This is a genomic window from Pseudomonas sp. LP_7_YM (assembly GCF_004364435.1).
Taxonomy (GTDB): Bacteria; Pseudomonadota; Gammaproteobacteria; order Pseudomonadales; family Pseudomonadaceae; genus Aquipseudomonas.
In genome coordinates, this window is the sequence record NZ_SOCT01000006.1 from 270995 (window position 1) to 292211 (window position 21217).

The window sequence follows — 21217 nt, forward strand, 5'->3', positions numbered from 1 at the left end:
GATTTGTTAATTTTGTTTTTTTCATACATTGATAAGAAAATTAAATATATGAGTGTAAAGCAGCTTCGGGCGTTTCTTGCAGTGGCGCAGTGTTTGAGTTTTGCCCAGGCAGGGGAGCGGCTGCATCTGTCGCAACCGGCCTTGAGCTTGACCATCAAAGCGCTGGAAGCGGATCTGGGTGGGCAATTGCTCACCCGCACCACGCGTAACGTCAGCCTCACCCCCGAGGGCGAAGCGTTATTGCCGCTGGCCCGGCAGCTGCTGGCGGACTGGGACAACGCCGAAGAATTGCTGCGTCAGCGTTTCACTTTGCAGATGGGCAAGGTTTCCATTGCGGCGATGCCGTCGTTTGCCGGTAACGTGCTGCCGATCGCGTTGAAGGCATTTCGTGGCCGCTATCCACGGGTCAACGTGGCGGTGCATGACGTGATCAATGAGCAGGTGTTGGAGATGGTCGATCACCGTCGGGTCGAGCTGGGCATCGGTTTTGAACCGGAGTCGAGCAACAGCCTGACCTTCACGTCGCTGTACAGGGATAGATTCGTCGCGGTGGTGCCCATGGATTCCGTGCTCGCCGGCATGAAAGAGGTGACTTGGGATGAGCTGCTCCGGCACGATTTCATTACCCTGCAACGACCTTCCGCAGTGCGTCTGCTGCTGGAACAGGACCTGCAGACCCGGCACGGCAGGTTGTCGGTAGCCTTTGAAAGCCATCAGCTGTCGACCGTGGGAAGGATGGTCGCCAATGGCCTTGGGGTCAGCGCAGTGCCCTCGCTGTGTATCGGGCAGATGGAGGAGTTGGGCGCATGCTGCATTGCCCTAGAGGGCCCGCGCATCGAGCGGCGAATTGGCCTGATCACCTTGGCCGATCACCAGCTGTCGGCGGCGGCGCAGGGATTGAAGGATGTGTTGATCGACTGCGCACAGCGCGCTGAGCGGGGCTGAGCTGAATGTTTGCCATGCATTTATCAGCCCGAGCACTGATCACCCTGTGGGCGCGGAGCCTGCCGATGACCTTGGATGGAATCGGCCATTTCGGCCAAACCCTGTGAAAAATCAACTGCGACGCCATACCGCATACGGTATCGTTTGACTCGTTGAAACAATTTGTTTCAACCCATCCAGAATATAAAACCAAATGATAAGGGGTTGCGCATTGGATTTGTCGTCTGCTGCCTGGGTGTTCCATGACACTCGCTTGATCATCTGCTGCCTGATCGCCATCGCCACGATAATCGTGCTGATCAGCGTCACCAGACTCCCGCCGTTTCTCTCGATTCTGGTGGGCACTTTCATTGCAGGGATAGGTGCGGGGTTGCCAGCGCAGGCAGTTGCAAAAGCGTTCAGCAAGGGTGCTGGCGGGATTCTCGGGGAGGCGGGGATCATCATCGCCCTGGGGGCGATGCTCGGCGCGCTGATGGCCGAATCGGGAGCGGCGGATCGCATTGCCTCGACATTGTTGGGGTTGGGCAAGGGCAAGGGCCTGCCGTGGGTCATGGCGCTGGTGGCTATGGTCATCGGCTTGCCGCTGTTCTTCGAAGTGGGCCTGGTGATGATGGTGCCGATCATCTTCGTCATGGCACGCCAGTCCAATCAGCCACTGCTGAAAATCGCGATTCCGGCCCTTGCAGGCATGACGACCCTGCACGCCCTGATGCCTCCGCACCCCGGACCACTGATTGCGGTCAGTGCCCTGCACGCCGACCTGGGCCTGACGATGCTGTTGGGGCTGTGCATCGCGGTGCCGGCGGTGATTCTGGCCGGTCCCCTGTACGGCAACTGGCTGTCCAAACGGCTTCACATTGAAGAGCCGGCCGAGCTGGGCGAGCTGTTTTCGGCCAAACCCGACGTTGCACGTCAGCCGGGCTTCGGTGTCTCCCTGCTGATCATTCTGCTGCCGGTGATTCTGATGCTTGGCAGCACGCTGGCCAAAGTGGCGATGGCGCCGCAAAGCAACCTTGCATTGGCCCTGAAGTTTTTCGGCGAACCCCTGGTTGCACTGGGCATTGCGGTATTGGCGGCCACTGTCTGTCTGGGCTGGGCCAATGGCATTTCCCGCGAGCATGTCGGCGCCACGTTGCGCAAAAGCCTGGCGCCGATTGCCGTGCTGCTATTGACCATTGGTGCTGGCGGCGGTCTGAAGCAGACGTTGCTGGACGCCGGTGTCAGCCAGACCATCAGCAAGGTGGCCGAAGGCGCGCACATGCCGTATCTGCTGCTGGCCTGGCTGATTGCCGTGGCGCTGCGTCAGGCGACCGGTTCGGCGACCGTGGCGACCACCACCACGGCGGGCATCCTGGCGCCGATGATGGCCGGCCTTGCGCCGGTCGAGGCATCTTTGGTGGCGCTGGTCATCGGTGCCGGCTCGGTGTTCTTCTGCCACGTCAACGATGCGGGCTTCTGGATGGTCCGCGAATATTTCGGCCTGCAACTCAAGCAGACGATCTGGGTGTGGTCGGTGTTGCAGACCATCGTTTCAGTGGTCGGGCTGATCGGCACGCTGCTGCTTTGGCACTGGCTGGTTTGATCTGACTGCGGCTCAACATAGAACCTGTGGAGCTTCTGTAGCTTCCACAGATTCTGCGACGTGCGCGCGTAAAGCCGCGACTCTGTGCCAACTCGATAGCAACTATCAAGACGAGTGATTTTTGCTGGAAAGCCTCGGGGCGTAGCCTTGACTGCATTCCAGAAACGAGCCGGTTGGAGGCTCTCATGAATCGTTTTCTTGCCCTTGCCCTGTCGCTGTCAGCCGTCGTGATGTCGGGCTGTGCGACGGACAATCATCCCGAATTGCGCCCCTACAGCGCTGAAGAAAGCCATCAGTTGGCCCTCGAAGACCTGAATCGTCGCGGTTTGTCCTACGACGAATTCCAGATCCGCAAACGGCAATTACTGACTCAGCCTCAGTTGCAGCAGGCCCATGCGTTCGATACCCATGGCGAAGTCGACGCCGACCTCAGCACGGCGTCCAAAGCGCGGCAGGGCTGAGCGCTCTGCTTTCCCTGATCGTCATTGCGTCACTTGGCGCAGGCAGTCGGTTTATAAGCAGATAGTTGGGTTAAAGCGCCAGCTTCAAATGCCCGCCCGCTTCTTTATGCCGCGCGTTGGTGCGGTGTTGCAGGCCCAGCAGAAAGTGGTCCAGCCCGTCATGCAGCCGCTGTGTCAGCAGTTCGTCCAGCTCGCCGCCCAGTTCGTTGTCGCCATAGCTGATCTGACTGTCGATAGCGAAGACACCGTGCAGCACTTCCTGGCATTTGAGCGCCGACAGCACCGGCTTGAGTGCGTAGTCGACCGCCAGCATATGCGCGATGCTACCGCCGGTAGCCAGCGGCAGGACCACCTTGCCGTGCAGGGAACGCTCCGGCAGCAGGTCCAGCAGGGTTTTCAGCGCACCGGAAAACGAAGCTTTGTACACCGGCGTGCCGATCAGCAGACCATCGGCGCGCGCCACCGCTTCGATGAAGGCCACCACCTGCGGGCTGTCAAAGCGTGCATACAGAAGGTCTTCGGCGTTGAAGTCCTGAATGCGTACCGTCCTGACATCTACGCCACTGTCGGTAAGCCACTGCGCAGCGTGTTTGAGCACAACGCCGGAGCGCGATCGCGTGGAGGGACTGCCTGAAATTGAAACTACCAACATGTGTGATTCCTTGGGGTCGGTCACCCGGGATGCCAATAGCACCCCGCAGGTCGCGCGCAACGCGAAATTGAATGGGCGGATAGACCCTGTGACACCTTCAAAGCAGCATGCGTGCCAGCGGCGTCGATGACGCTGGCGCTCAATGATTCCGGGCGCAGGGACGCGACATCCACATAAAAGCCGCCCACGTGGGGGCGACAAAATCTCTCTCTGCTGTTGATTTGCTGTTGCCGGGCAAACAGTTGTTTGCATCGAACGTGCTGAATTCAGCCTGCACAGAGGTTGCGTGAAGCACGGTGCTTTTCCGGTGCGCTTGTCGAAGGCGACACCGTGCGGCTGACAGGTTGAAGTCAGGTTGCGGACAAAAAAAATCCCCGCAGGCAACACCCGCGAGGATCTCAATTTTCACGCTTGCTTCTAATTCACCGCTCAACGCGGCTATCAGTGCCTGAACATCGCGCCGGTCTGGACGATATTGTTCGACCCCAGCAACTGGCTCACATAACGGCTCCAGCGGGTGATATTGGCAGGGCCGACATACACCACGTCTTGCGCGGCCAGCTCGAACCCCTTGGCCAGCACATAGGCGGTCGGCTTCTTGGCGTTGAGGTGGTACACGGTGGCCGAGTGCGTCGCATCCTCTGCGCGAATCACATACACCGCCTCGCCATCAGCCGCTTCGGGGTTCAGGCCGCCAGACGTGCCGAGCGCTTCGAGCAGGGTCACGCTGGTGGTGCTGAACGAGATCACCTGCGGATTGAGCACTTCACCCAGCACATAGATCTTGTTTTTCGAATTGCTGTTGAGGTGCAGGTAATCGCCGTCCTTGAGGAAAATCCTGCTCAGTTGCGAGTCCTTGCGATTGAGCGAGTCGACATCGATCACGTAATCCTTGCCGTCACGGCGCAGGGTCAACCCGGCGAGGTTGGCGTCGCTCAGGTCCAGCCCCGCAGTGCTGATGGCCTGAACCAGGCTCAGCGCAATGTTGGTGATCGGCTGCGGCCCAGGCGCCTTGAATGCACCGGACAGCAGGATGCGCTGGCTGTTGTAACGCAGCACTTTGACGTCGACCTTGACCTCGGTGTATTGCGGCAGCAAGCCCATGCGCAGTTGTTCGCGAATCTGCGAAACGGTTTTGCCACCGGCTTGAATACGACCGACATACGGGAAGAACACCGTACCGTCGTTCAACACTTCGCGGCTGTTGGCGTCCAGTTGCTCCTGGGAGCCCGGCGCGGTCAGCTCAGGGTGTTCGAAAACCGTGACGAGCAAGGCGTCGCCCGGTCCGACCACGTATTCAGGGGTCTTGTAATTCAACAGCTCAGGCGGCAGCGGTTTGGCTTGGGAGGCGGCGGTCCTTTGTTGCTGTGCCAAGGTGGCCGGGGTGATATTGACCAGCGTAACGGCCGGGCCGTCAGGGTCCTTGTCAGTGACATCGCTCAACGACATGTATTGACCGGGAGCGAATGCGCAGCCTTGCAAAACCATACTGGAAAGCAGCACTGCCGCTAACGTTACTTTCATATGAATGTTCTCTCTAATCCTGAATGGTGCGTACTGGCACCGCAGTGATGACCTGGCTTGCCTTGCTCACACCGAACATCGGATCGTTTTCTTTCCTTCACCAAGCACCTCCCGCCGCGCCCGTCGGCTGCGGCCAAACCGTTTTGTATTGGCAGTTGTTCTCTCAAAACGCGTTCTTGTTGACGAAACCCTTGAGCAGGGTCAGCAGGATGATTTTCAAGTCCAGCCACAACGACCAGTGCTCGATGTACTGCAGGTCGAATTCGACGCGTTTCTGCATCTTGTCCAGCGTGTCGGTCTCGCCGCGCCAGCCGTTGATCTGCGCCCAGCCGGTGATGCCCGGCTTGACCTTGTGCCGCAGCATGTAGCCCGACACTTGCTTTCTGTACTGCTCGTTGTGTGCCACGGCGTGGGGGCGCGGGCCGACGATCGACATCTCGCCGCGCAGCACGTTGAAAAACTGCGGCAACTCGTCCAGTGATGTGCGGCGCAGAAAGGCGCCCAAAGGCGTGATCCGGCTGTCGTTGCGCGTTGCCTGGGTCACCACGTCGCCGTTTTCCTGAACGCTCATGCTGCGGAACTTCCAGACCATGATCGGTCGCCCGTCCAGCCCGTAACGACGCTGGCGAAACAGCACCGGGCCTGGCGACGTGAGTTTGATCGCCAAGGCGATCAGCAGCAGGGGCAGGGCGATCATGCCGAGGATCAGGCTCGACAGGACGATGTCCTCGAGGCGCTTGACCATGCTCCAGGCGCCATCCATGGGCGAGTCGAAAATACTGATGCTCGGCAGGCCGTTGATGCTTTCGCTGCGCGCGTGCAACAGCTCGAACATGAACACGTCCGGGATCACATACACCGACGCGGTGGTGTCGCTGAGCCCTGTGATCAACTCCTGCAATCGCGCCTGGGCATCCAGCGTCAGGGTGATGTAAATCTTGTCCAGCTTGCCATTGCGAGCGTCGACGATCAGTTGGTCCAGATCGCCCAGCACCGCAATGCGCCGCCCGATCTGCGCCAGATCCATCTGTTCGGGCGTTTCGTCATAAAAGCCCAGCACCTCCAGGCCCATCCACGGCGCGCTCTCGATCGACATCGCCAGACGCTCGCCGCAATGACCGGTGCCGACAATCGCCACACGGCGGGTGTTGAACCCGCGGCTGCGCAGGGTGTGCAGCAGGCTGCGAATGGCCAGGCGGTAGCCGCACAGCGCAAGCAGGGTTGAAACGAACCAGGCCATCTGACCGTTGTTGGCCAGGTTATCCGGGTGCAGCAGCAGGTAGTCGACGCACAGCAGCAGGACGAAGGTCAGTCCCCAGTAGTTGGCCACCTTCAGCAGTTCGCGCACGATGCGCTCCCCGCGCCATGAACCGTAGAGCTGGTGATATTCGGCAAGCCAGTGGAAGGCTACCACTGCCAGCAGGGTCTGCATCCAGCCCGCAGTATCCATCGGTGTGCCAGACAGCCTGTTGATGCTGTTGTCGGCGATGACGATGACGGCCAGATCCAGCAAACGATGGGCGACCGACAGGGATGATTGATGAGCATGCAGGATGCCGCGAAGGGGTGTGCTCATGGGCTGTGCTCGCTCAGACTGATTTGATCGGAACAACACGGGCGCTCAGATCGCCAGGAACCAGGCTTGGAACGACCTGCGCCGGGGTGACCTGAGCCGCCCGGTATTGCGTGGTTTGACGGGCCTGACGCGAGGTGCTCAGGCGCAGGTCGACGAATTGGCGTATTTCCCGTTCGAAGCGCGCCTCACTGAAGCGCTCGGCATTGGCGCGGCAGGCCTGCGCGGTGATGCGCCCGCCCGATGCCTCGAACGCTTCGACGGCCTCGATCAGCGACGCCGCGTTTTGCTCGGGGTAAAACACCCCGGTCGGGTGCGGATGGTCCAGGCCGCACACCGTTTCCAGCACGCCACCCTTGCCGAAGGCGATCACCGGCGTGCCACAGGCCTGCGCCTCGACGGGGCTGATGCCGAAATCTTCCTCAGCGGCGAACACGAACGCCCTGGCGTTGCGCATGTGCTCCTGCAGCACCGAAAACGGCTGGAAACCCAGCACAGTGACATTGGGCGCGTTGGCGGCAACGGCCTTGGCTTTGTCCATTTCCGGGCCGTCGCCGACCACCACCAGGCGCTTGTCCGGCATGGCGGCGAACGCTTGGATGATCATCGGCATGCGCTTGTACGGCACCATGCGCGATGCGGTGAAGTAGTAGTCCTGCTTGTGTTCCTGAAGGGTGAAGCCCCGAGTGTCCACCGGCGGGTAGATCACCGTTGATTCGCGACGGTACGACTTGGTGATCCGCGCGCCGATAAAGTGCGAGTTGGCGATGAAATCATCGACCCCGGCGGCCGTGCGCTGATCCCACATGCGCATGTAGTGCAGAATCATCCGCGCCACTTTGCCTTTGAGGCCGCTGCTCATGTTGGCTTCTTTCAGATACTGGTGCTGCAGGTCCCAGGCATAACGGATCGGCGAGTGCACGTAGCTGACATGCAACTGATCGGGGCCGCACAGCACGCCCTTGGCCACTGCGTGGCTGCTGCTGATGATCAGCTCGTAGCCGGACAGGTCCAGTTGCTCGATGGCCATGGGCATCAGCGGCAGGTAGCGCTGGTATTTGGTGCGGGCCTTGGGCAAACGCTGAATGAAGGTGGTGGTTGCCACTTTGCCGCCCAGCTGCGCGCGGTCCTCATCACTGAGAAAGTCGATGACGGAAAACAGGTCTGCCTCGGGCCAGATCTTGACCAGCGATGCCAAAACCCTTTCGGCACCGGCGTACGTCACCAGCCAGTCGTGGACAATTGCAATTTTCATTGGAGTTCTCTGCAGACGACTCAAGGGCCGGCACGTAAAAAGACGTTCGCGAGGGGGGCGCTTGAGTGGTTGTTGTGACGCAGACAGGACGTCAGACGCTGATGGTTTGCGCCTTGGCCTTGCGATTATTGAGACGTTTGCCAAGTTGGATGAAGGGCGACTCTATGCAGCGGAAGCACAGATCAGCGGCGCCCAGGGTCAGCAGGGTAGCCAACAGCGCGACACTCAGCGGCGCGGCTCCATTGCCTTCCGGAACACATGCCCCCAGCACATGTTCTGCGAGCATCAACATGGAAGGGTGCAGCAGGTACAGCGAGTAACTCACCGCCCCCAGCCACACCAGCACCGGATGGTTCAGGCGCAGACTGCGGGTCAGCAGCAGAAAGCTGCCGATGGCCAGCGTGTAGGTGAAGCAATAGCGGCCCCAGGTTTCCCCGGTGCCCATGTCCTTGCTGTACGCCATGATCAGCGTTGGTGGCAGGATCAAGACGAATGCAATCAGCAGGGTGCTCAGATTTCGGGTCAGTTCCTTGCTGTGTTCGGCCAGCAGCCATTGACGCCAGATCGAGCCGAAGAACATCAGTGACAACGCCAGCGGCAAGGCCACCGGCAACTTGCGCTCGCTCACCGCACGAACCACGCCCATGGCCAGCGCCAGCAGCAGACACCCCAGCGAACAGCGGGCGCGCACGGTCTGGTCGTAGAGCTTGCCGCCGAGGAACAGCGCCAGGCACAGACCGTAAAACACCAGTTCGATGAACAGCGTCCAGTACAGACCGATCACATCGTCAAAGCCCAGTGCCGCCTGCACCATGGTGAGGTTGGCGACGATCTGTGCCAGCGATGGCAGCGGCGCCCCGGTGAGTTTGAGCATGATCACGAAAATCAGCAGTGACACCCAATAGGCCGGGTACAGACGCATGAGGCGCGAAATCAAAAACCTGCGCGCGCCCTCAGGGCCGGGCTTGAGGCTGTAGGGAATCACTACGCCGCTGATCATGAAAAACCACAGCACCCCCAGCTTGCCCGGGTCGATCAAGTAATCGAAAACCCAGACATGACCGATGAGCGGCGCATACAGGTGAGTGAACACCACCATCAATGCAGCAATGCCGCGCAATGCGTCGAGATAGGCAAGACGTTTCATGACCATGCCTCAAAGCTTGCTGGAAGATTCGCGGCGCAGCGTGTCGTTGCCGGTGCTGGCGCGGCGATCCCTGGACGGGTTGAGCAGGGTGTCGATACGTTGTGAAATGCGGCGCGCCGACTCATCCCAGGAAAACCGCGCCACGTTGTTCAAGCCTCGCCGGCGCAATGACTGGCGCAGGGGCAGATCCACGAGAATGCGTTCCATGGCGGCTGCCATATGCGTGACGTCCATGGGGTCGAAATACAGAGCGCTGGCCTGCAGCACTTCCGGAATTGACGCCGCGTTCGCCGCCAGCACCGGGCAGCCACAGGCTTGCGCCTCCAGCGGAGGAATGCCGAAGCCTTCGTACAACGAGGGAAAGACAAATGCCGTTGCCCCCTGGTACTGCTCGATCAGTTGCTCATCGCTCAGGCGCCCCAGAAACCGGATGCGTCGGTCGCCACTGGCCAGGCGTTGCAGTTTGTCGTCGGCAAATATGTCGCTGGCCCCGCCGACAATGTGCAATTGCAGGTCATCCTGATTGGGCAGCAGCACAAACGCCTGAATCATTCGGCTGAAGTTCTTGTGCGCGCTGGGCGATGACACTGCCAGCAGGTACTCGGTTTGATCCTTGAGCGGCGGGCCGGGTTGAAAGGCCCCGCTCACGGCATTGGGCACGACGAAAATCTTCTTCTCGGGGTAGTTGTAGAACTGCGAAATCTCGCCTTTGGAAAAGTTGCTGACGGTCAGCAGCGCCTTGATACGCGAAAGCATGATGGGGGTCATGGTCCGGTACAGCAGGCGAAACGCCCAGGTGTAACTCTCCGGGTGGCGCACGTAGGTGACGTCGTGGTGAGTCGCGATCTGATTGCGGTAAAACAGCGGGGCCGTGCTGCACAGGGAAATCAGCAGCGGGTTGTTGTGAGCCCGCAGGTATGCAGGCAGGTCCAGTTGTTCCCATAGATGGCCGCTGTGGCGACCGATGCACCGGACGTCCAGCGCACTGGCCGTGTCGTGCATCTTGATGTTGTGGGGCGCGACAAATACCAGATCGTCACGCAGTTGCTTGAGCGCCAGGCAGGTCTGTTCTGCGAAGCGTTGAACGCCACGCAGTTCCTGAGTCAGAAAACGTGCATTGATCACGATCATTGTGGTCGACCTGTTGAAGAATATTAGGAGGTATGTGCAGGGGCCGGGCGCGCACCTGAATGAATAGGGCGCTCTCAATGCGGACATGAAACGGTGTTCCGGAGGCTGGACGTTGATTCGTTGATTCGGTGTTGTCTGGGCTATCGCTTAAGAACAGCAGCATCAAAGGCGGCGGCTTGATGACGATACATTGAAGGGGCTGACGCTTTACTTGTGGGACATGCCGCAGGTTACGGCGACGGCGAAAGATATCCCTGACGACAAAGCTGTATCGGCTGCACGGGCCCCTCGCGAATGAATCCGCTCCTACAGTTGGGTTCAGTAGCGCTTTGGTTACTGTCGCGCTTCGAAAGTGACCCGCCGGGGGGCAGAAAGGTGACTCCGCGCCACCATTCATAAGGGATACCTCACCGTCTCAGCGCCCCGCTGCGCCTCTTCCTCAATACCAGAACTACTTGTCGACCACGGTGTGCAAACAACAAAGCCGCACAATCAAGGCAACGCAAACAACGCAGGCCGGGTTCCCAATGTGATGATTTTTGGAAACTCATCGATCGGCACCTGCGCCGAACACCGCCCCTCGTCGCAATTCCACGAAATACCGCTATCAACCAGCCCCTTCTGCGGCTCCCGGGTATCGATGTACTGCACATTGCCGCCCAACACACTGCTGGCGTCGACCTTGATCGACCTGGGAGACCCCGCTGTCCAGGCCACCATGATCTGCTCCGAACCCCGAGCAAACCGCAGCAGATACTGCGAATCGATTTCCCGACTCTTCTGCGGGTCATAACGGAACTGATGCAGCGTCGGGCTGATGGCCTTCAGCGTCAGATACGCCTGCTTGACGCTCAGGTCCTGATTAAGCAAACCGAAATTCTGTTCCGTTTCGGCCTTGTCCGGCCCGTCATTCAGCAAGCCGTTGCACCACATTCCCTTGATGTTCGGCACCGTCTGCGCCAGAAAAAAACTGCGTGCCAGAAAGGCTGCCTGGGTTTTTTCGTCAGCCCCACAGCGGCCATCGTTGCTTGGCCAACCCATCTCGGTGAGATACAGCGGCACGGCGCGCTTGTTGCTGGTCTTGTCCTTAAGGCCTTCGTTGATGCGCCTGAGCCAGGCAATCCAGTTTTCCGGGGTGTTGCGTGCGTCCGTACGGCAATGCACGTCAGGGTGTAACGACAGCCCATCGACGTGATCGAGAATGCCGGACTCCACCAAGCGGTCGGCAAACCCAAGGTCCATGCCCTGACGGGTCACGGCGCCCGCCAGAATCAGCATCGGCCGCGGATTGGCACGAATGCGTCTGGCGATGTCTTCAACCATCTCGCTGTAATCCTTGGTAAATGCCGGATCTACCGGGTTCTCCTTGTCCCACTCGTTCCAGATCTCGAAAAAGTCCACGTGCTCGCTGAGCTGCCGGGTCACGAAACTCACGTCATTGCCATACCCCTCACGCACGACGGGTTTACGCGGTTTGGCGCAGTTGTCGTAGAAAGGGTTGCCGTAGTCCAGGAACAACAGCGGATGCAGGCGGTGCTCCTGGGTCTGGCTCAGGTACATCTCCCAGAAGGGTTCTATCTTCATCAAGCCGCGCCAGGGCTCGGCGCTGGACCAGTAGGCGTCATCGCGTACCGAATCCACGCCCGCCGCCTGAAGCAACCGCAGGGCGTTGGTCGGCGAGGTGGTTTTATTCATCAAGTAGGTATCGACGCCAATGATGAAGGTGTCGTCGGCAGTGGCTGCGCAGGTGATGAATACACCCAGCAGCAGAAACGCAAGGCGTCGTCTTAACCTCGTCAGGCGCAGGATGAGCATGGTTTGTCTCAATCAAGAGGTACGGTCCGGAGCACTTGCCCAGGTAGGTCTCGGGCCGTCGGCGAATGGAATCGTGTGACTGCTGATCTTCAGACGAGAGGGGACTGCACCGTCGGGTCGCGATGCACGAGGCGGTCCTGCACGGTCTGGGTGAAGATGCTTTCGTAGCTGTCCAGCATGGCCTCCAGATTCAACAGCGCACCGACACTGACCCGCGACTGGCTGCGCAACCGGGCAAGCAGCTCCGGTTGCTGATGCAGCCTGAGCATGGCATCTCCCAGCGAGTCGGGATCGCTCGGGTCGCACAACAGGCCGTTGAGCGGCGCTTGAATGATCTCCGGCAAACCGCCCATGCGGCTGGCAATCACCGGTACCGAATGCGCGCAAGCCTCGACGGCGACCATGCCGAAGGGTTCATTCCACATTGATGGCACCACGGCCACATCGATCTGGTTGTAAAACGTTTCGGGCTTCTGATAGCCGACAAAGCTGATCTTCGGCGAAGTGACCAGCGCCCTGAAAGCAGCCTCGTCGCTGTCCTGACCACGACCTGCGATCTGCAACGTGGCGTCGAATGGCAAACGCTGGAACTGCGCGATGAGCCAGCCCACGCCCTTCTGCGCGGACAACGTGCCCATGTAACCGAAGCGCAGCGGCGCCTTTTCCAGCGCCGGGTCGACTCGCCGCTGCAGGTTCAGCGCGTTCATGACCGGCGCGCAGGGGCTGGCGTTGTGCACCACGTAACCTTTGGCCGCGGTGAAGTAACCGCGCTTCTGCAGCGTGTCGAGCATAAACCGGCTGACCCCGACCACCGACGAAACCTGCGCCGAGCGTGCATCGTGTCCCTTACGAAACGACTGACAGCTGCTGCATGGCTGCTGGCAACACTGCCCGCGCTTGAACATGTTGCTGCCCGGGCACATCAGGTACATGTCGTGCAGCACCTGAACAATGGGCAGTTGCGCCGCACTGATCTCGTCCCATACCGACACCGACCATCCCGACAGGTTATGGCACACCACCAGTTGCGGTTGCTCGACACCGATCACCTGCTTCACATAGCTGCGCATCGCCCTGTTGTAGCGATCACGCAGGTGCCAGCCCAGACGCAACAGACGTCCAGGCCGCTGGGTTCCGAAGGGCCAGTAAAAGTTACGCAGGCCAGCGCGGTAGACCTTGATGTCATTGACGGTTTCCGTCGACAGCCCTGTATCCGGGCCGGTCACCAGCACACTGACCCGGCAGCCACGCCGTTGCAGACCTTCGACGGTGCGTTGCAAAACGATTTCCGCGCCGCCGCCGATGTGGGGTGAATACAGGCTGCTGATAAATAGAATGTTCATAGGGGATACGACTGATTCAGACCCAGCACCCCGGACTCACCGTCACGGATGGCTTTTTCGATCAGGCTCAGACGCTCTTGGGTGCCGCTGCGCCTGGCGATCAGCCGTAACAGCCGAAAGAACACCCAACGGTTGAGGCTGTACAGCAGCGAAGAACTGGCCCAGACGTTCTTGTCGAACCAGGCCTGGTTGCGGGCGCCGTAATACGCGCGCAAGTCCGAGCCGCCCAGCAGGAAACTTTCATAGATGTTGTTGGTGCGTGCCTTGATGTTCCAGGAGCTTTCCAGGTCATCAAGCAGCGCATCCGGCACCAGAAAGATCCGGCCGCCACCGGCGGTAATGCGCCAGGTGTATTCGCTGTCATCGGCGTAGAGCATCAAGGCATCCAGCGGCAGGCCAATCCTGCGATACAGCTCGCGATGGGCGAGCAAGCCTCCGTAGGTCGCGAACGGCAGTTGCACCATCTGCAGTTTGCCGTGGGCACCCTGCGGCGCGCCCCAGGGCAAACGACGCCAGATCTTGTAGGGCAGTTGCGCGATGTGGAAACCGAAGAAGCTCGACCGCCGCTGAATGGCAAAGCGCTGCGGCACCCCGGCGGCGATATCGGCTTGGTGTGTAGGGCGGAAGCCCAGTACGGCCACTTTGTCCTTGCCGTCGATGAGCGTGCGTTCTTCGAGGACCTGATGCAGGTTCGCGATGGCATTGATGGTCGGTGCGTTGTCGTCGTCCATCAGCCAGATATGCTCGGCGCCAGCGTCCAGTGCGGCCTGGATCCCCACCGAGTAGCCACGGGCCGAACCGGTGTTTTCGTGCATATGAATCACGCTGACCTGCTCCGGCCAGGTGCGACGCAAGGTATCCAGCGGTGAGGTCGAAGCGTTGCTGACAATGATCACGCGGTCGATAAACGGGCTTTCCAGCGAACGGCTGACCAGGGTGTGCAGGTAATTGAAACGGTCACCATAGGTGAGCGTCACCAGCGTCGTTTTCGAGGTCATGGCGAGTTCCGGGCAAAGGGGGAGGCAAAAGTGCCAAGCGAGGGCGCAGCACTGGAAAGCAAATCAGGGACAGTCGAGCAGGGGGCATTGCGGTGGAAAAAGGGACTCGCTGACGGCGCGCAGCTTCTGTGGGGAATTCACGGGCTAGAGGACGATACAGTCGACACGTCTCTTTCGGCTGCGCCCGCGCATGGCGAATGAATGCGCTCCCTCAGGATTCGGGTCGTCTTCAAGCCCTCAGCCGCAGGGCAACCGGCTTAAAGTCCCCATCAAGCCTGCACAGTCATTCGCACCAGACTGCTCACCGGCAGGGTCACTTTCTGCTCGCGTTGCAGCAGGTTGAGCAGGATGACTGCGCGCTCATCGCCATCTGCGGCGAGGAAAATGGCTTCGACGTCATTGAAGCCTTCGGCCGTGATGCGCACGGCTTCACCTTCCTTGAAGGTGACTTTGGGCGGTACCCGCAGCCGTTGGCGAATCTGCTCGATCAACTCGTTCTTCACCGGAATCGGCAGGCCGCCAAAGGTCACGATACGCGCCACGCCCCGGGTCGAGCGGATCGGGTACCAGTTATCGCTGGTCTGATCCATACGAATGAACAGGTAGCCAGGAAACAGTTCCTCTTCGGATAGGGCGCGGGAGCCACGCTTTTTCTCCCCCGGCTTGAGCGGTCGGTAGCATTCGAAATTTTGCCGCTGTAAATGCTCCGCTGCCCGGCCTTCCTGGCGTGGCTTGGTCTGGATCAGGTACCAGCGCGCTGAGTCGCTCGCAGGGCTATCGGTTTCAGACATGGTGCTTCACTCCATTGCAATCCGTTTCGACGGGGTAGAAACAAGTTTGGGGTGTGGCATCGACCTGAGCGGGCGCCGGGTCTCGATGCGGGGTGGGCTCTTGTCCAGTTGATAGTGGCTCAGCATGTGTTGAACCTGCTCGATGCAGTTGAACATCAGCACATCGATAATTGACAGGTTGGCAACGAAAGGCTGCCCGAACTGCCGGTATTGCACCGCACACATGCGCAAGAACCGCACCTCCAGGCGATGGATCGCGAAGTGAACACGGTCATACACCACTGAACCTGCTTGCGGTGTGATGAAGGTGGTTGCTTCGAAGGTCCGCGCCATGCGGATGATGCGTTCCTGCTTGTTTACCGGGCTGCCCAGCATCAGGTCAGAGCTGCGCATGATGGGCGTGATGATGTGCAGATACGCACACATCTCTCGCAGTGCATGTTCGGCATACAGTGCGATGTTGCGTTGCGGGAAACGAATCAGACGTTCGAGTAGCGGCATGACCTGAGCGAAGTAGGGCGCCTGCTCGTAGCTTTCGGTAATCAGACCAATCAACCGCTCGGCCTCATCGTCGAACTCACTGCACAGTTGTCGCTGGTTGATCTGCAATTCAAACGCGTCTTTTCTCAACGGGAAGCGAATCAGCCTGGCGTCATGGTTATGCAGAATGCGGTTGCGATTGACCCAGCCCGAGCGCATGTAGTGCAGGTCGTCTCCCAGAACGAAGACATCTGCAGCAGCAATGAGCTGGAAGTAACCCAGATAAGGGAAGAGATAGGGTTGCATCACTGCAAGAGTCCTGGCCACGAACGTCTCCTCTACTGCGACTGCTTGAGTGTGCGCTTATTTGCGGACACTGGTGTAGGCATATCCGTAGGCTGCGCAGTCATAACCCGCGGTCGAAGCCTTGCGCAGTACACCGTTGAAGATCGCGCCCTTGATCACGATGCCGTTATGCATCAGGCGACGCTTGCACGCTTCGATTTCCTTGGCGGTGCTCAGGCCGAATCGGGTGACCAGCAGGCAGGTACCGGACTGGCGGCCGACCAGCGTGGCGTCGGTGACCGCCAGAATCGGCGGGGTGTCGATGATCACCAGGTCGTACAGCGGCGACAGCTCGCCGATCAGCTTGTTGAAGTTGTCGTGCATCAACAGTTCAGACGGGTTGGGCGCCGCGAAGCCACAGGAAATGAAGTCCAGGTTGCGCACTTCGGTGTGGTTGATCACGTCACCGCTTTGTTGCCGCGCAGCCAGGGTGTCAGACAACCCGTGCTTGGGCGCCAGGTTGAACAGCTTGTGCAGGTAACCCTTGCGCATGTCTGCGTCGATCAGCAGCACGCGCTTGCCGGTCTGGGCAATGATCACCGCCAGGTTGCTGGAGACGAACGATTTGCCTACGCCCGGCGTCGGGCTGGAAATCATCAACACATTGTTTCGCGCTTCGAGCATGGCGAAATGCAAACTGGTACGCAGACTGCGCAACGACTCGATCGCCAGTTCGGTAGGCGCGCTGACGCTGAGCAGCCTGGGCTCCTTGTTGCCTGAGCGGCTTTGGCCTGCCTTGTCCATGCGTTCCTGGTGCCGGGAAAAGGGCAGCGAAGCGTAGACCGGCATGCCCAGGTTTTCGATCACTTCGGGGTTGTCCACGCCGCGATAGAATGCCTGGCGCACGAATACGGTCGCCACTGCCAGCAGCAGGCCGGCAAGGGCGGCGATCAACACGATGATTTTTCTCATCGGCTTGGCCGGCTCTTCGATGTTCACATCGGCGTTATCAATGATGCGCACATTGCCAATGCTGCCGGCGCGAAGGATGTCCTGCTCCTGGCTCTTGTCCAGCAACAGGGTGTAGGTCTGGGACGTGACTTGCATGTCACGGTTCAGACGCAGCAGCTCCTGTTGCGTGGCTGGCAGTGCTTCGATTTTCTTCAGCAGTGCCGCTTTCTGTGCTTCGACCTGGCCTATCTGGGTCATCAGGCCGCGATAGGTCGGGTGCTCCGGCGTGTACAGGCGTTCGACATCGACGCGTTTCATTTTCAGGTCAGACAGGGTGCCTTCCAGCTTGACCACCTGGTCCAGGACCGATTTGGTCTCCACGCTCAGGTCAACTGACTTGGCGCCCATCTGAAAGTTGTTCAGGGCAATTTCCGACTCTTCCAGCTGCTTGCGCACGACAGGCAGTTGCGAGCGCAGAAACTCCAGACGCTGAGCTGCTTCGGCCGAGCTGCGTTCGACGTTCTGGCGCACATACAGGCGGCTCACTTCGTTGAGAATACGCTTGGCCAGTGCCGGATCAGCGTCCTGAATCGCCAGATAGACGATGCCCGAATCCTTACCGGCTTCGGCAATCTTCAGGCGATCCTGATAGTCCAGCGCCGACGTCAGGGTACGTTGGCGGATGACCGTGAACTCGGTACCCGGACGACCATTGAGCGCTGCAACCTGAATCTTTACGTCGCTGCCTTCAACGGTCTGCCCGACAGGACCGCCGAGCAGCTTATTGTTGTCTTCGTCATACAGGCTGAAGGTGCCAGGTTTGTCGACGACCATCGTCAGCTTCTCACCCAAAAGCGAGTCAGGCACTTGCAGTTGAAAGATGTCGATGTTCTCGCCACCCCAGGCGTAACTGTCCAGGCCGAACAGCGGCGAAGCCAGCTCGCCTTCGCGATCAGGCTTGAAACGACGCGCCATGTAGCTGCCAATGCCGGGCACGTATTTGGGCTTCTGAATGATGTTGAGCTTGAGGTCTTCGACAACTTTGCCCAGCACAGCGCGGGATTTGATCAGCTCGATCTCGGTGGTCGCCTGGGAAACCGACAGCGGCTTGTTGTTGACCTCGGTACGCCCCTCGATGCCGATCTTCCTTGGCTCGATCTGGATCATCGCGTTGGCCTGGAAGATCGGCGTGGCGAGGATGGCATAGGTGAGGCCAATCAGGACGCAGCCCCCGACAATCGATGCAATCATTCCCTTGTGATCGAAAAGTGTGCGCAAGATAGTCGCCAAATCGATCCGGGAATCCTGGACTTCTTCCAGGGAGGTACGGTTCATAGCGGTCATTTATCTTGGATCTCCTGACTGAAGATAAGGAAGCCAGTCGTCGACGCAACGCGAAAGCTGCTCGTAGGTCTGTTCAAAGGCTAATTTCGGGCGCCGATAGGGGTCGGCTATTTCCAGTGCGTGTTGCCATTTGCCAATCAGAAACGTCTTGCCGCGCACCTCGGGGGCCATCCCGAATACGCTGTGCGTCTGGCTGTGCTCCATCACCAGGACCAGGTCGGCCGCGTGAAGCATCTGCCGGTCGATCTGCCGACTTCGATGCCGTTGCGCCGCAACGCCGTGGATTTGCAACACGGCCTGGGCCAGTGGGTCGATGGCGGATCTGAGCATGGCGTGAGTGCCTGCCGACGAAATCACGATCCCGGTGTCATCCACGCGTTGTCGCAGCAGCGCTTCTGCCATGGGGCTGCGACAGATGTTGCCGACGCAGACCAGCAGAACGTTACTGAACATGGTCTTTGCTGAACGTCGTCACCAGTCTCTTGCCGATGTTCACGCCGAAGTTGCGTCCGACCTGCAGCAGGGTCTGCACCTTGCGCCGGGGCGTTATCGCGGAAAGCGAATAACCGACCAGCTCCATCAGAAAGTGCTGGTAGAGGTCGTCATTGCCAAGGCGGTTGTAGTAGTTGGCCAGCGCGCCGCAGGTCTGCAGCGCCATGTGCAGCTTTCGTTTATCAGGACGCATGGAAAACACGCCGCCCGGGTGCAGTCGATACGCGGCAGGTTTGATCCCGGCCATGAACTTTCCCTTGCCGTGCGCGCCCAGCAGTGACCACCAGACCAGATCGTTGAGCGGCGCACCCTCCAGTTCCGTGGGCAGGGAATCGAACACGTTGCGGAACACCGTGGTCAGCGTCGAGATCGGCCGCGCCTTTTGCAGTTCCAGCGCCGTTGCATCGCCGCGCAGCTTGCCTTGCAGCTGGACGGGGTACTGGCCTTTGGTGTCGAAGGGGATGGCGTCGTGATAGGTCAGCACGTAATCGGGATGGCTTTCGAGAAACTCCACCTGAATTTGCAGTTTGCGTGGATCGGTCCAGTAGTCGTCGGCTTCGCAATAGGCGATATAGCGTCCACGTGCCTTGCCGAACAGTCGCGGCACCGGTGGATGGCCTTGCGAATACTGATTTGTCTGCTGATAGAAGGGCCTGATCAGGGTGGGATAGCGTTTCACGTAATCGGCGATGATGCGGGCTGTGTCATCCGTGGACGCGTCATCGTTGACCAGAATTTCGAAGGCGAACGTCGTTTGCTGCATCAGAAAACCTTCCAGCGTCTGAGCGATGTAGGCTTCCTGGTTGTAGGCGGGGCAGACGATGCTGACCAGTGGAGGAGGGGACGGCGAGGTGCTCGTCCCTTCGCTAATGACATCCATGACGTTTACTCGGTATCAGATACTGGGTTTGCTGAACAAGACGGAAAGCCTTGTCACCAATGGCTTGTAGCTGGCTGCGATCACCATCAGGGTAATCAGGCCGCTAACGGCCAGGCCCAAAAAGGTATGGAAACGGCTGCCATCGGCGATCATGCGCAACACCGGCTCGCCAAGCGCCAGACCTATGCCGGTCATCACGCTGATGCGGATGATGTCGCGTAACCAGGCTCCGTGAATGCCCGGAGCCAGTCGCTGGTGCACGATCGCCGGCCAGATGGCGAACGACACCCCACGCAGGACGAACCAGGCGATCGCGGCGCCCGCGGCACCGTGGTAATGAATCGCCAGAACCATCGTCGGCACCGTGATCAGCGCTGAAATCACGCTGTACCAGACATGCAGACGCATCTGCCCATAGGCATATTGCAGATAGAACTGAAAGGTGCTGACCGCCATGATCGCGCTGCCCAGCGAGTACCACGGCAGGATCGATTGACTCCATTGCGCCGCAGCTTCATCGCCCGACCAGGCATACACCATCTCGTGGGCATGCAATGCGATCAACGCGGCCAGCGGGAACAGAAAGGTACAGACGAACCGGTTAGCCGCCAGAAACAAGCTGTGCATGTCATCGCGACGTCCTTCGGCCATCAGCACGGTCAGGCGCGGCAGCAGCGTCTGTGCCAACGGATTGCTCAGCATCATGATCCCGGTGGTAATCAATGCCACCAGCGAGAAGTACCCGTACTCGTTGAGCGGGAGCATTTCGGACAACAGCACCTTGTCGATCTGGGTCAGCACGATCCACAACACCGCCGTGCCGGACATGCTCGCCGCGAACGGGATGATCGGCTTGACCAGTTTCCAGTCGAAGCCGGTCAGCCACGACGGGGTCGGCATCTGGCGGTAAGCGTGGGCAGCGAATATCAGGGTCTCCACCAGGCCCACCAGTACCTGAAATTTGAAAAAAACCACCGGGTCGCTGGAAATCGTACTGACCAGAAACAGCCCGCCGAAGTAGCGAAGGGTGGCGATGATGACGTTGGCGATGTTCAACCATGCATGGTGTTCGAGGCCCTGAATGCCGCTTTTATACAGTGTCGAGTACAGCCGCAGCGCGATGATGAAGCCCATCAGGGCGATGCATTCGACCAGGGTCTGGGTCGACAACTCCTTGGCGTTGAGCCAGTGCACGGCAATCCAGTCGCCTGCGATTGTCATCGCCAGGCAGCACAGACCGGCCAGAGGTATGAAGATCAGTTCGAACGAGCGCAGCAGGCGGCCTGAGTGGTAATCCTGCACTTGGGCACCCTGCTGGTGCGCTACGGCTCGCACCAGGCTGGGCGACAAACCTGCGTCCAACAGCTGCAGCCAGGCCTGCAAGACCGAGAAGAATCCGATCAGGCCATAGGCTTCGGCGCCCATGTGACCCAGGTAGAACGGCATGATCAGGATGCCCACCAGCAGGGTGTAGGCCTGTCCTGCATAGCTCAACGCGGTATTGCGTATGACTGAGCGCTTGGTTTGCATGGTCTGTCCTTCTTGCCGGCATAAGCGTTGGCGTTTTG

Annotated in this window: 18 protein-coding genes; 3 read left to right on the top strand and 15 right to left on the bottom strand. The window is 59.6% G+C overall.

Annotated elements, in window-relative coordinates; genetic code table 11:
- Window positions 1-48: 48 nt before the first annotated feature.
- From EC915_RS16695 to EC915_RS16705, 3 genes are all read left to right on the top strand, one after another.
- Window positions 49-945: a LysR family transcriptional regulator gene (locus EC915_RS16695; RefSeq protein WP_133751628.1), complete on the top strand. Its 897-nt coding sequence runs from the start codon at window positions 49-51 to the stop codon at window positions 943-945.
- A 211-nt stretch (window positions 946-1156) separates the two neighbouring features.
- Window positions 1157-2527, top strand: coding sequence for a gluconate:H+ symporter (locus tag EC915_RS16700; RefSeq protein WP_133751629.1), 1371 nt, complete (start codon window positions 1157-1159; stop codon window positions 2525-2527).
- A gap of 185 nt (window positions 2528-2712) precedes the next feature.
- Complete coding sequence (locus EC915_RS16705; RefSeq protein ID WP_133751630.1) at window positions 2713-2988, top strand: hypothetical protein; 276 nt, start codon at window positions 2713-2715, stop codon at window positions 2986-2988.
- A gap of 70 nt (window positions 2989-3058) precedes the next feature.
- Here the strand turns inward: EC915_RS16705 and ssuE are convergent, their stop codons facing one another.
- From ssuE to EC915_RS16780, 15 genes are all read right to left on the bottom strand, one after another.
- Complete coding sequence (gene ssuE / locus EC915_RS16710; protein ID WP_133751631.1) at window positions 3059-3640, bottom strand: NADPH-dependent FMN reductase; 582 nt, start codon at window positions 3638-3640, stop codon at window positions 3059-3061.
- A 441-nt stretch (window positions 3641-4081) separates the two neighbouring features.
- Window positions 4082-5164 (bottom strand): polysaccharide biosynthesis/export family protein, encoded by a 1083-nt coding sequence (locus tag EC915_RS16715; RefSeq protein WP_133751632.1) that lies wholly within the window; start codon window positions 5162-5164, stop codon window positions 4082-4084.
- Between the two features lie 163 nt (window positions 5165-5327).
- A complete protein-coding gene (locus tag EC915_RS16720; protein ID WP_133751633.1) occupies window positions 5328-6740 on the bottom strand; it encodes an undecaprenyl-phosphate glucose phosphotransferase in 1413 nt (470 codons plus the stop codon).
- Between the two features lie 13 nt (window positions 6741-6753).
- Window positions 6754-7992: a glycosyltransferase family 4 protein gene (locus EC915_RS16725; RefSeq protein ID WP_133751634.1), complete on the bottom strand. Its 1239-nt coding sequence runs from the start codon at window positions 7990-7992 to the stop codon at window positions 6754-6756.
- 91 nt (window positions 7993-8083) lie between these two features.
- The gene (locus tag EC915_RS16730) at window positions 8084-9139 is read right to left on the bottom strand and encodes an acyltransferase (protein ID WP_166651007.1); all 1056 of its coding nucleotides are present in this window, start codon (window positions 9137-9139) and stop codon (window positions 8084-8086) included.
- A 9-nt stretch (window positions 9140-9148) separates the two neighbouring features.
- Complete coding sequence (locus EC915_RS16735; RefSeq protein WP_133751636.1) at window positions 9149-10270, bottom strand: glycosyltransferase family 1 protein; 1122 nt, start codon at window positions 10268-10270, stop codon at window positions 9149-9151.
- A gap of 492 nt (window positions 10271-10762) precedes the next feature.
- Window positions 10763-12085, bottom strand: coding sequence for a hypothetical protein (locus EC915_RS16740; protein WP_133751637.1), 1323 nt, complete (start codon window positions 12083-12085; stop codon window positions 10763-10765).
- 89 nt (window positions 12086-12174) lie between these two features.
- On the bottom strand, window positions 12175-13428 hold the full coding sequence (locus EC915_RS16745) for a glycosyltransferase family 4 protein (RefSeq protein ID WP_133751638.1): 1254 nt from the start codon (window positions 13426-13428) through the stop codon (window positions 12175-12177).
- Window positions 13425-14426 (bottom strand): glycosyltransferase, encoded by a 1002-nt coding sequence (locus EC915_RS16750; RefSeq protein ID WP_133751639.1) that lies wholly within the window; start codon window positions 14424-14426, stop codon window positions 13425-13427. The genes EC915_RS16745 and EC915_RS16750 overlap by 4 nt, the downstream gene beginning before the upstream one ends.
- A gap of 269 nt (window positions 14427-14695) precedes the next feature.
- On the bottom strand, window positions 14696-15217 hold the full coding sequence (gene rfaH, locus EC915_RS16755; protein WP_133751640.1) for a transcription/translation regulatory transformer protein RfaH: 522 nt from the start codon (window positions 15215-15217) through the stop codon (window positions 14696-14698).
- Window positions 15218-15223: 6 nt separating this feature from the next.
- Window positions 15224-16024 (bottom strand): WbqC family protein, encoded by an 801-nt coding sequence (locus tag EC915_RS16760; RefSeq protein WP_256658753.1) that lies wholly within the window; start codon window positions 16022-16024, stop codon window positions 15224-15226.
- A 36-nt stretch (window positions 16025-16060) separates the two neighbouring features.
- Window positions 16061-18277, bottom strand: coding sequence for a polysaccharide biosynthesis tyrosine autokinase (locus EC915_RS16765; RefSeq protein ID WP_133751641.1), 2217 nt, complete (start codon window positions 18275-18277; stop codon window positions 16061-16063).
- On the bottom strand, window positions 18278-18730 hold the full coding sequence (locus tag EC915_RS16770; protein ID WP_133751642.1) for a low molecular weight protein-tyrosine-phosphatase: 453 nt from the start codon (window positions 18728-18730) through the stop codon (window positions 18278-18280).
- Entirely contained in the window at window positions 18720-19649 is a 930-nt protein-coding gene (locus EC915_RS16775) for a glycosyltransferase family A protein (protein WP_133751643.1), read from the bottom strand. Before EC915_RS16775 ends, EC915_RS16770 begins: the two co-directional genes overlap by 11 nt.
- A gap of 15 nt (window positions 19650-19664) precedes the next feature.
- Window positions 19665-21179 (bottom strand): lipopolysaccharide biosynthesis protein, encoded by a 1515-nt coding sequence (locus EC915_RS16780; protein ID WP_133751644.1) that lies wholly within the window; start codon window positions 21177-21179, stop codon window positions 19665-19667.
- Between the last annotated feature and the right edge of the window lie 38 nt (window positions 21180-21217).

What these genes read in the sequence shown, in the direction of transcription:
- EC915_RS16695 (WP_133751628.1), top strand. Translation starts at nt 49, where the DNA reads ATGAGTGTAAAGCAGCTTCGGGCGTTTCTTGCAGTGGCGCAGTGTTTG.
- EC915_RS16705 (WP_133751630.1), top strand. Translation starts at nt 2,713, where the DNA reads ATGAATCGTTTTCTTGCCCTTGCCCTGTCGCTGTCAGCCGTCGTGATG.
- ssuE (WP_133751631.1), bottom strand. Translation starts at nt 3,640, where the DNA reads ATGTTGGTAGTTTCAATTTCAGGCAGTCCCTCCACGCGATCGCGCTCC.
- EC915_RS16715 (WP_133751632.1), bottom strand. Translation starts at nt 5,164, where the DNA reads ATGAAAGTAACGTTAGCGGCAGTGCTGCTTTCCAGTATGGTTTTGCAA.
- EC915_RS16720 (WP_133751633.1), bottom strand. Translation starts at nt 6,740, where the DNA reads ATGAGCACACCCCTTCGCGGCATCCTGCATGCTCATCAATCATCCCTG.
- EC915_RS16725 (WP_133751634.1), bottom strand. Translation starts at nt 7,992, where the DNA reads ATGAAAATTGCAATTGTCCACGACTGGCTGGTGACGTACGCCGGTGCC.
- EC915_RS16730 (WP_166651007.1), bottom strand. Translation starts at nt 9,139, where the DNA reads ATGAAACGTCTTGCCTATCTCGACGCATTGCGCGGCATTGCTGCATTG.
- EC915_RS16735 (WP_133751636.1), bottom strand. Translation starts at nt 10,270, where the DNA reads ATGATCGTGATCAATGCACGTTTTCTGACTCAGGAACTGCGTGGCGTT.
- EC915_RS16740 (WP_133751637.1), bottom strand. Translation starts at nt 12,085, where the DNA reads ATGCTCATCCTGCGCCTGACGAGGTTAAGACGACGCCTTGCGTTTCTG.
- EC915_RS16745 (WP_133751638.1), bottom strand. Translation starts at nt 13,428, where the DNA reads ATGAACATTCTATTTATCAGCAGCCTGTATTCACCCCACATCGGCGGC.
- EC915_RS16750 (WP_133751639.1), bottom strand. Translation starts at nt 14,426, where the DNA reads ATGACCTCGAAAACGACGCTGGTGACGCTCACCTATGGTGACCGTTTC.
- rfaH (WP_133751640.1), bottom strand. Translation starts at nt 15,217, where the DNA reads ATGTCTGAAACCGATAGCCCTGCGAGCGACTCAGCGCGCTGGTACCTG.
- EC915_RS16765 (WP_133751641.1), bottom strand. Translation starts at nt 18,277, where the DNA reads ATGACCGCTATGAACCGTACCTCCCTGGAAGAAGTCCAGGATTCCCGG.
- EC915_RS16770 (WP_133751642.1), bottom strand. Translation starts at nt 18,730, where the DNA reads ATGTTCAGTAACGTTCTGCTGGTCTGCGTCGGCAACATCTGTCGCAGC.
- EC915_RS16775 (WP_133751643.1), bottom strand. Translation starts at nt 19,649, where the DNA reads ATGGATGTCATTAGCGAAGGGACGAGCACCTCGCCGTCCCCTCCTCCA.
- EC915_RS16780 (WP_133751644.1), bottom strand. Translation starts at nt 21,179, where the DNA reads ATGCAAACCAAGCGCTCAGTCATACGCAATACCGCGTTGAGCTATGCA.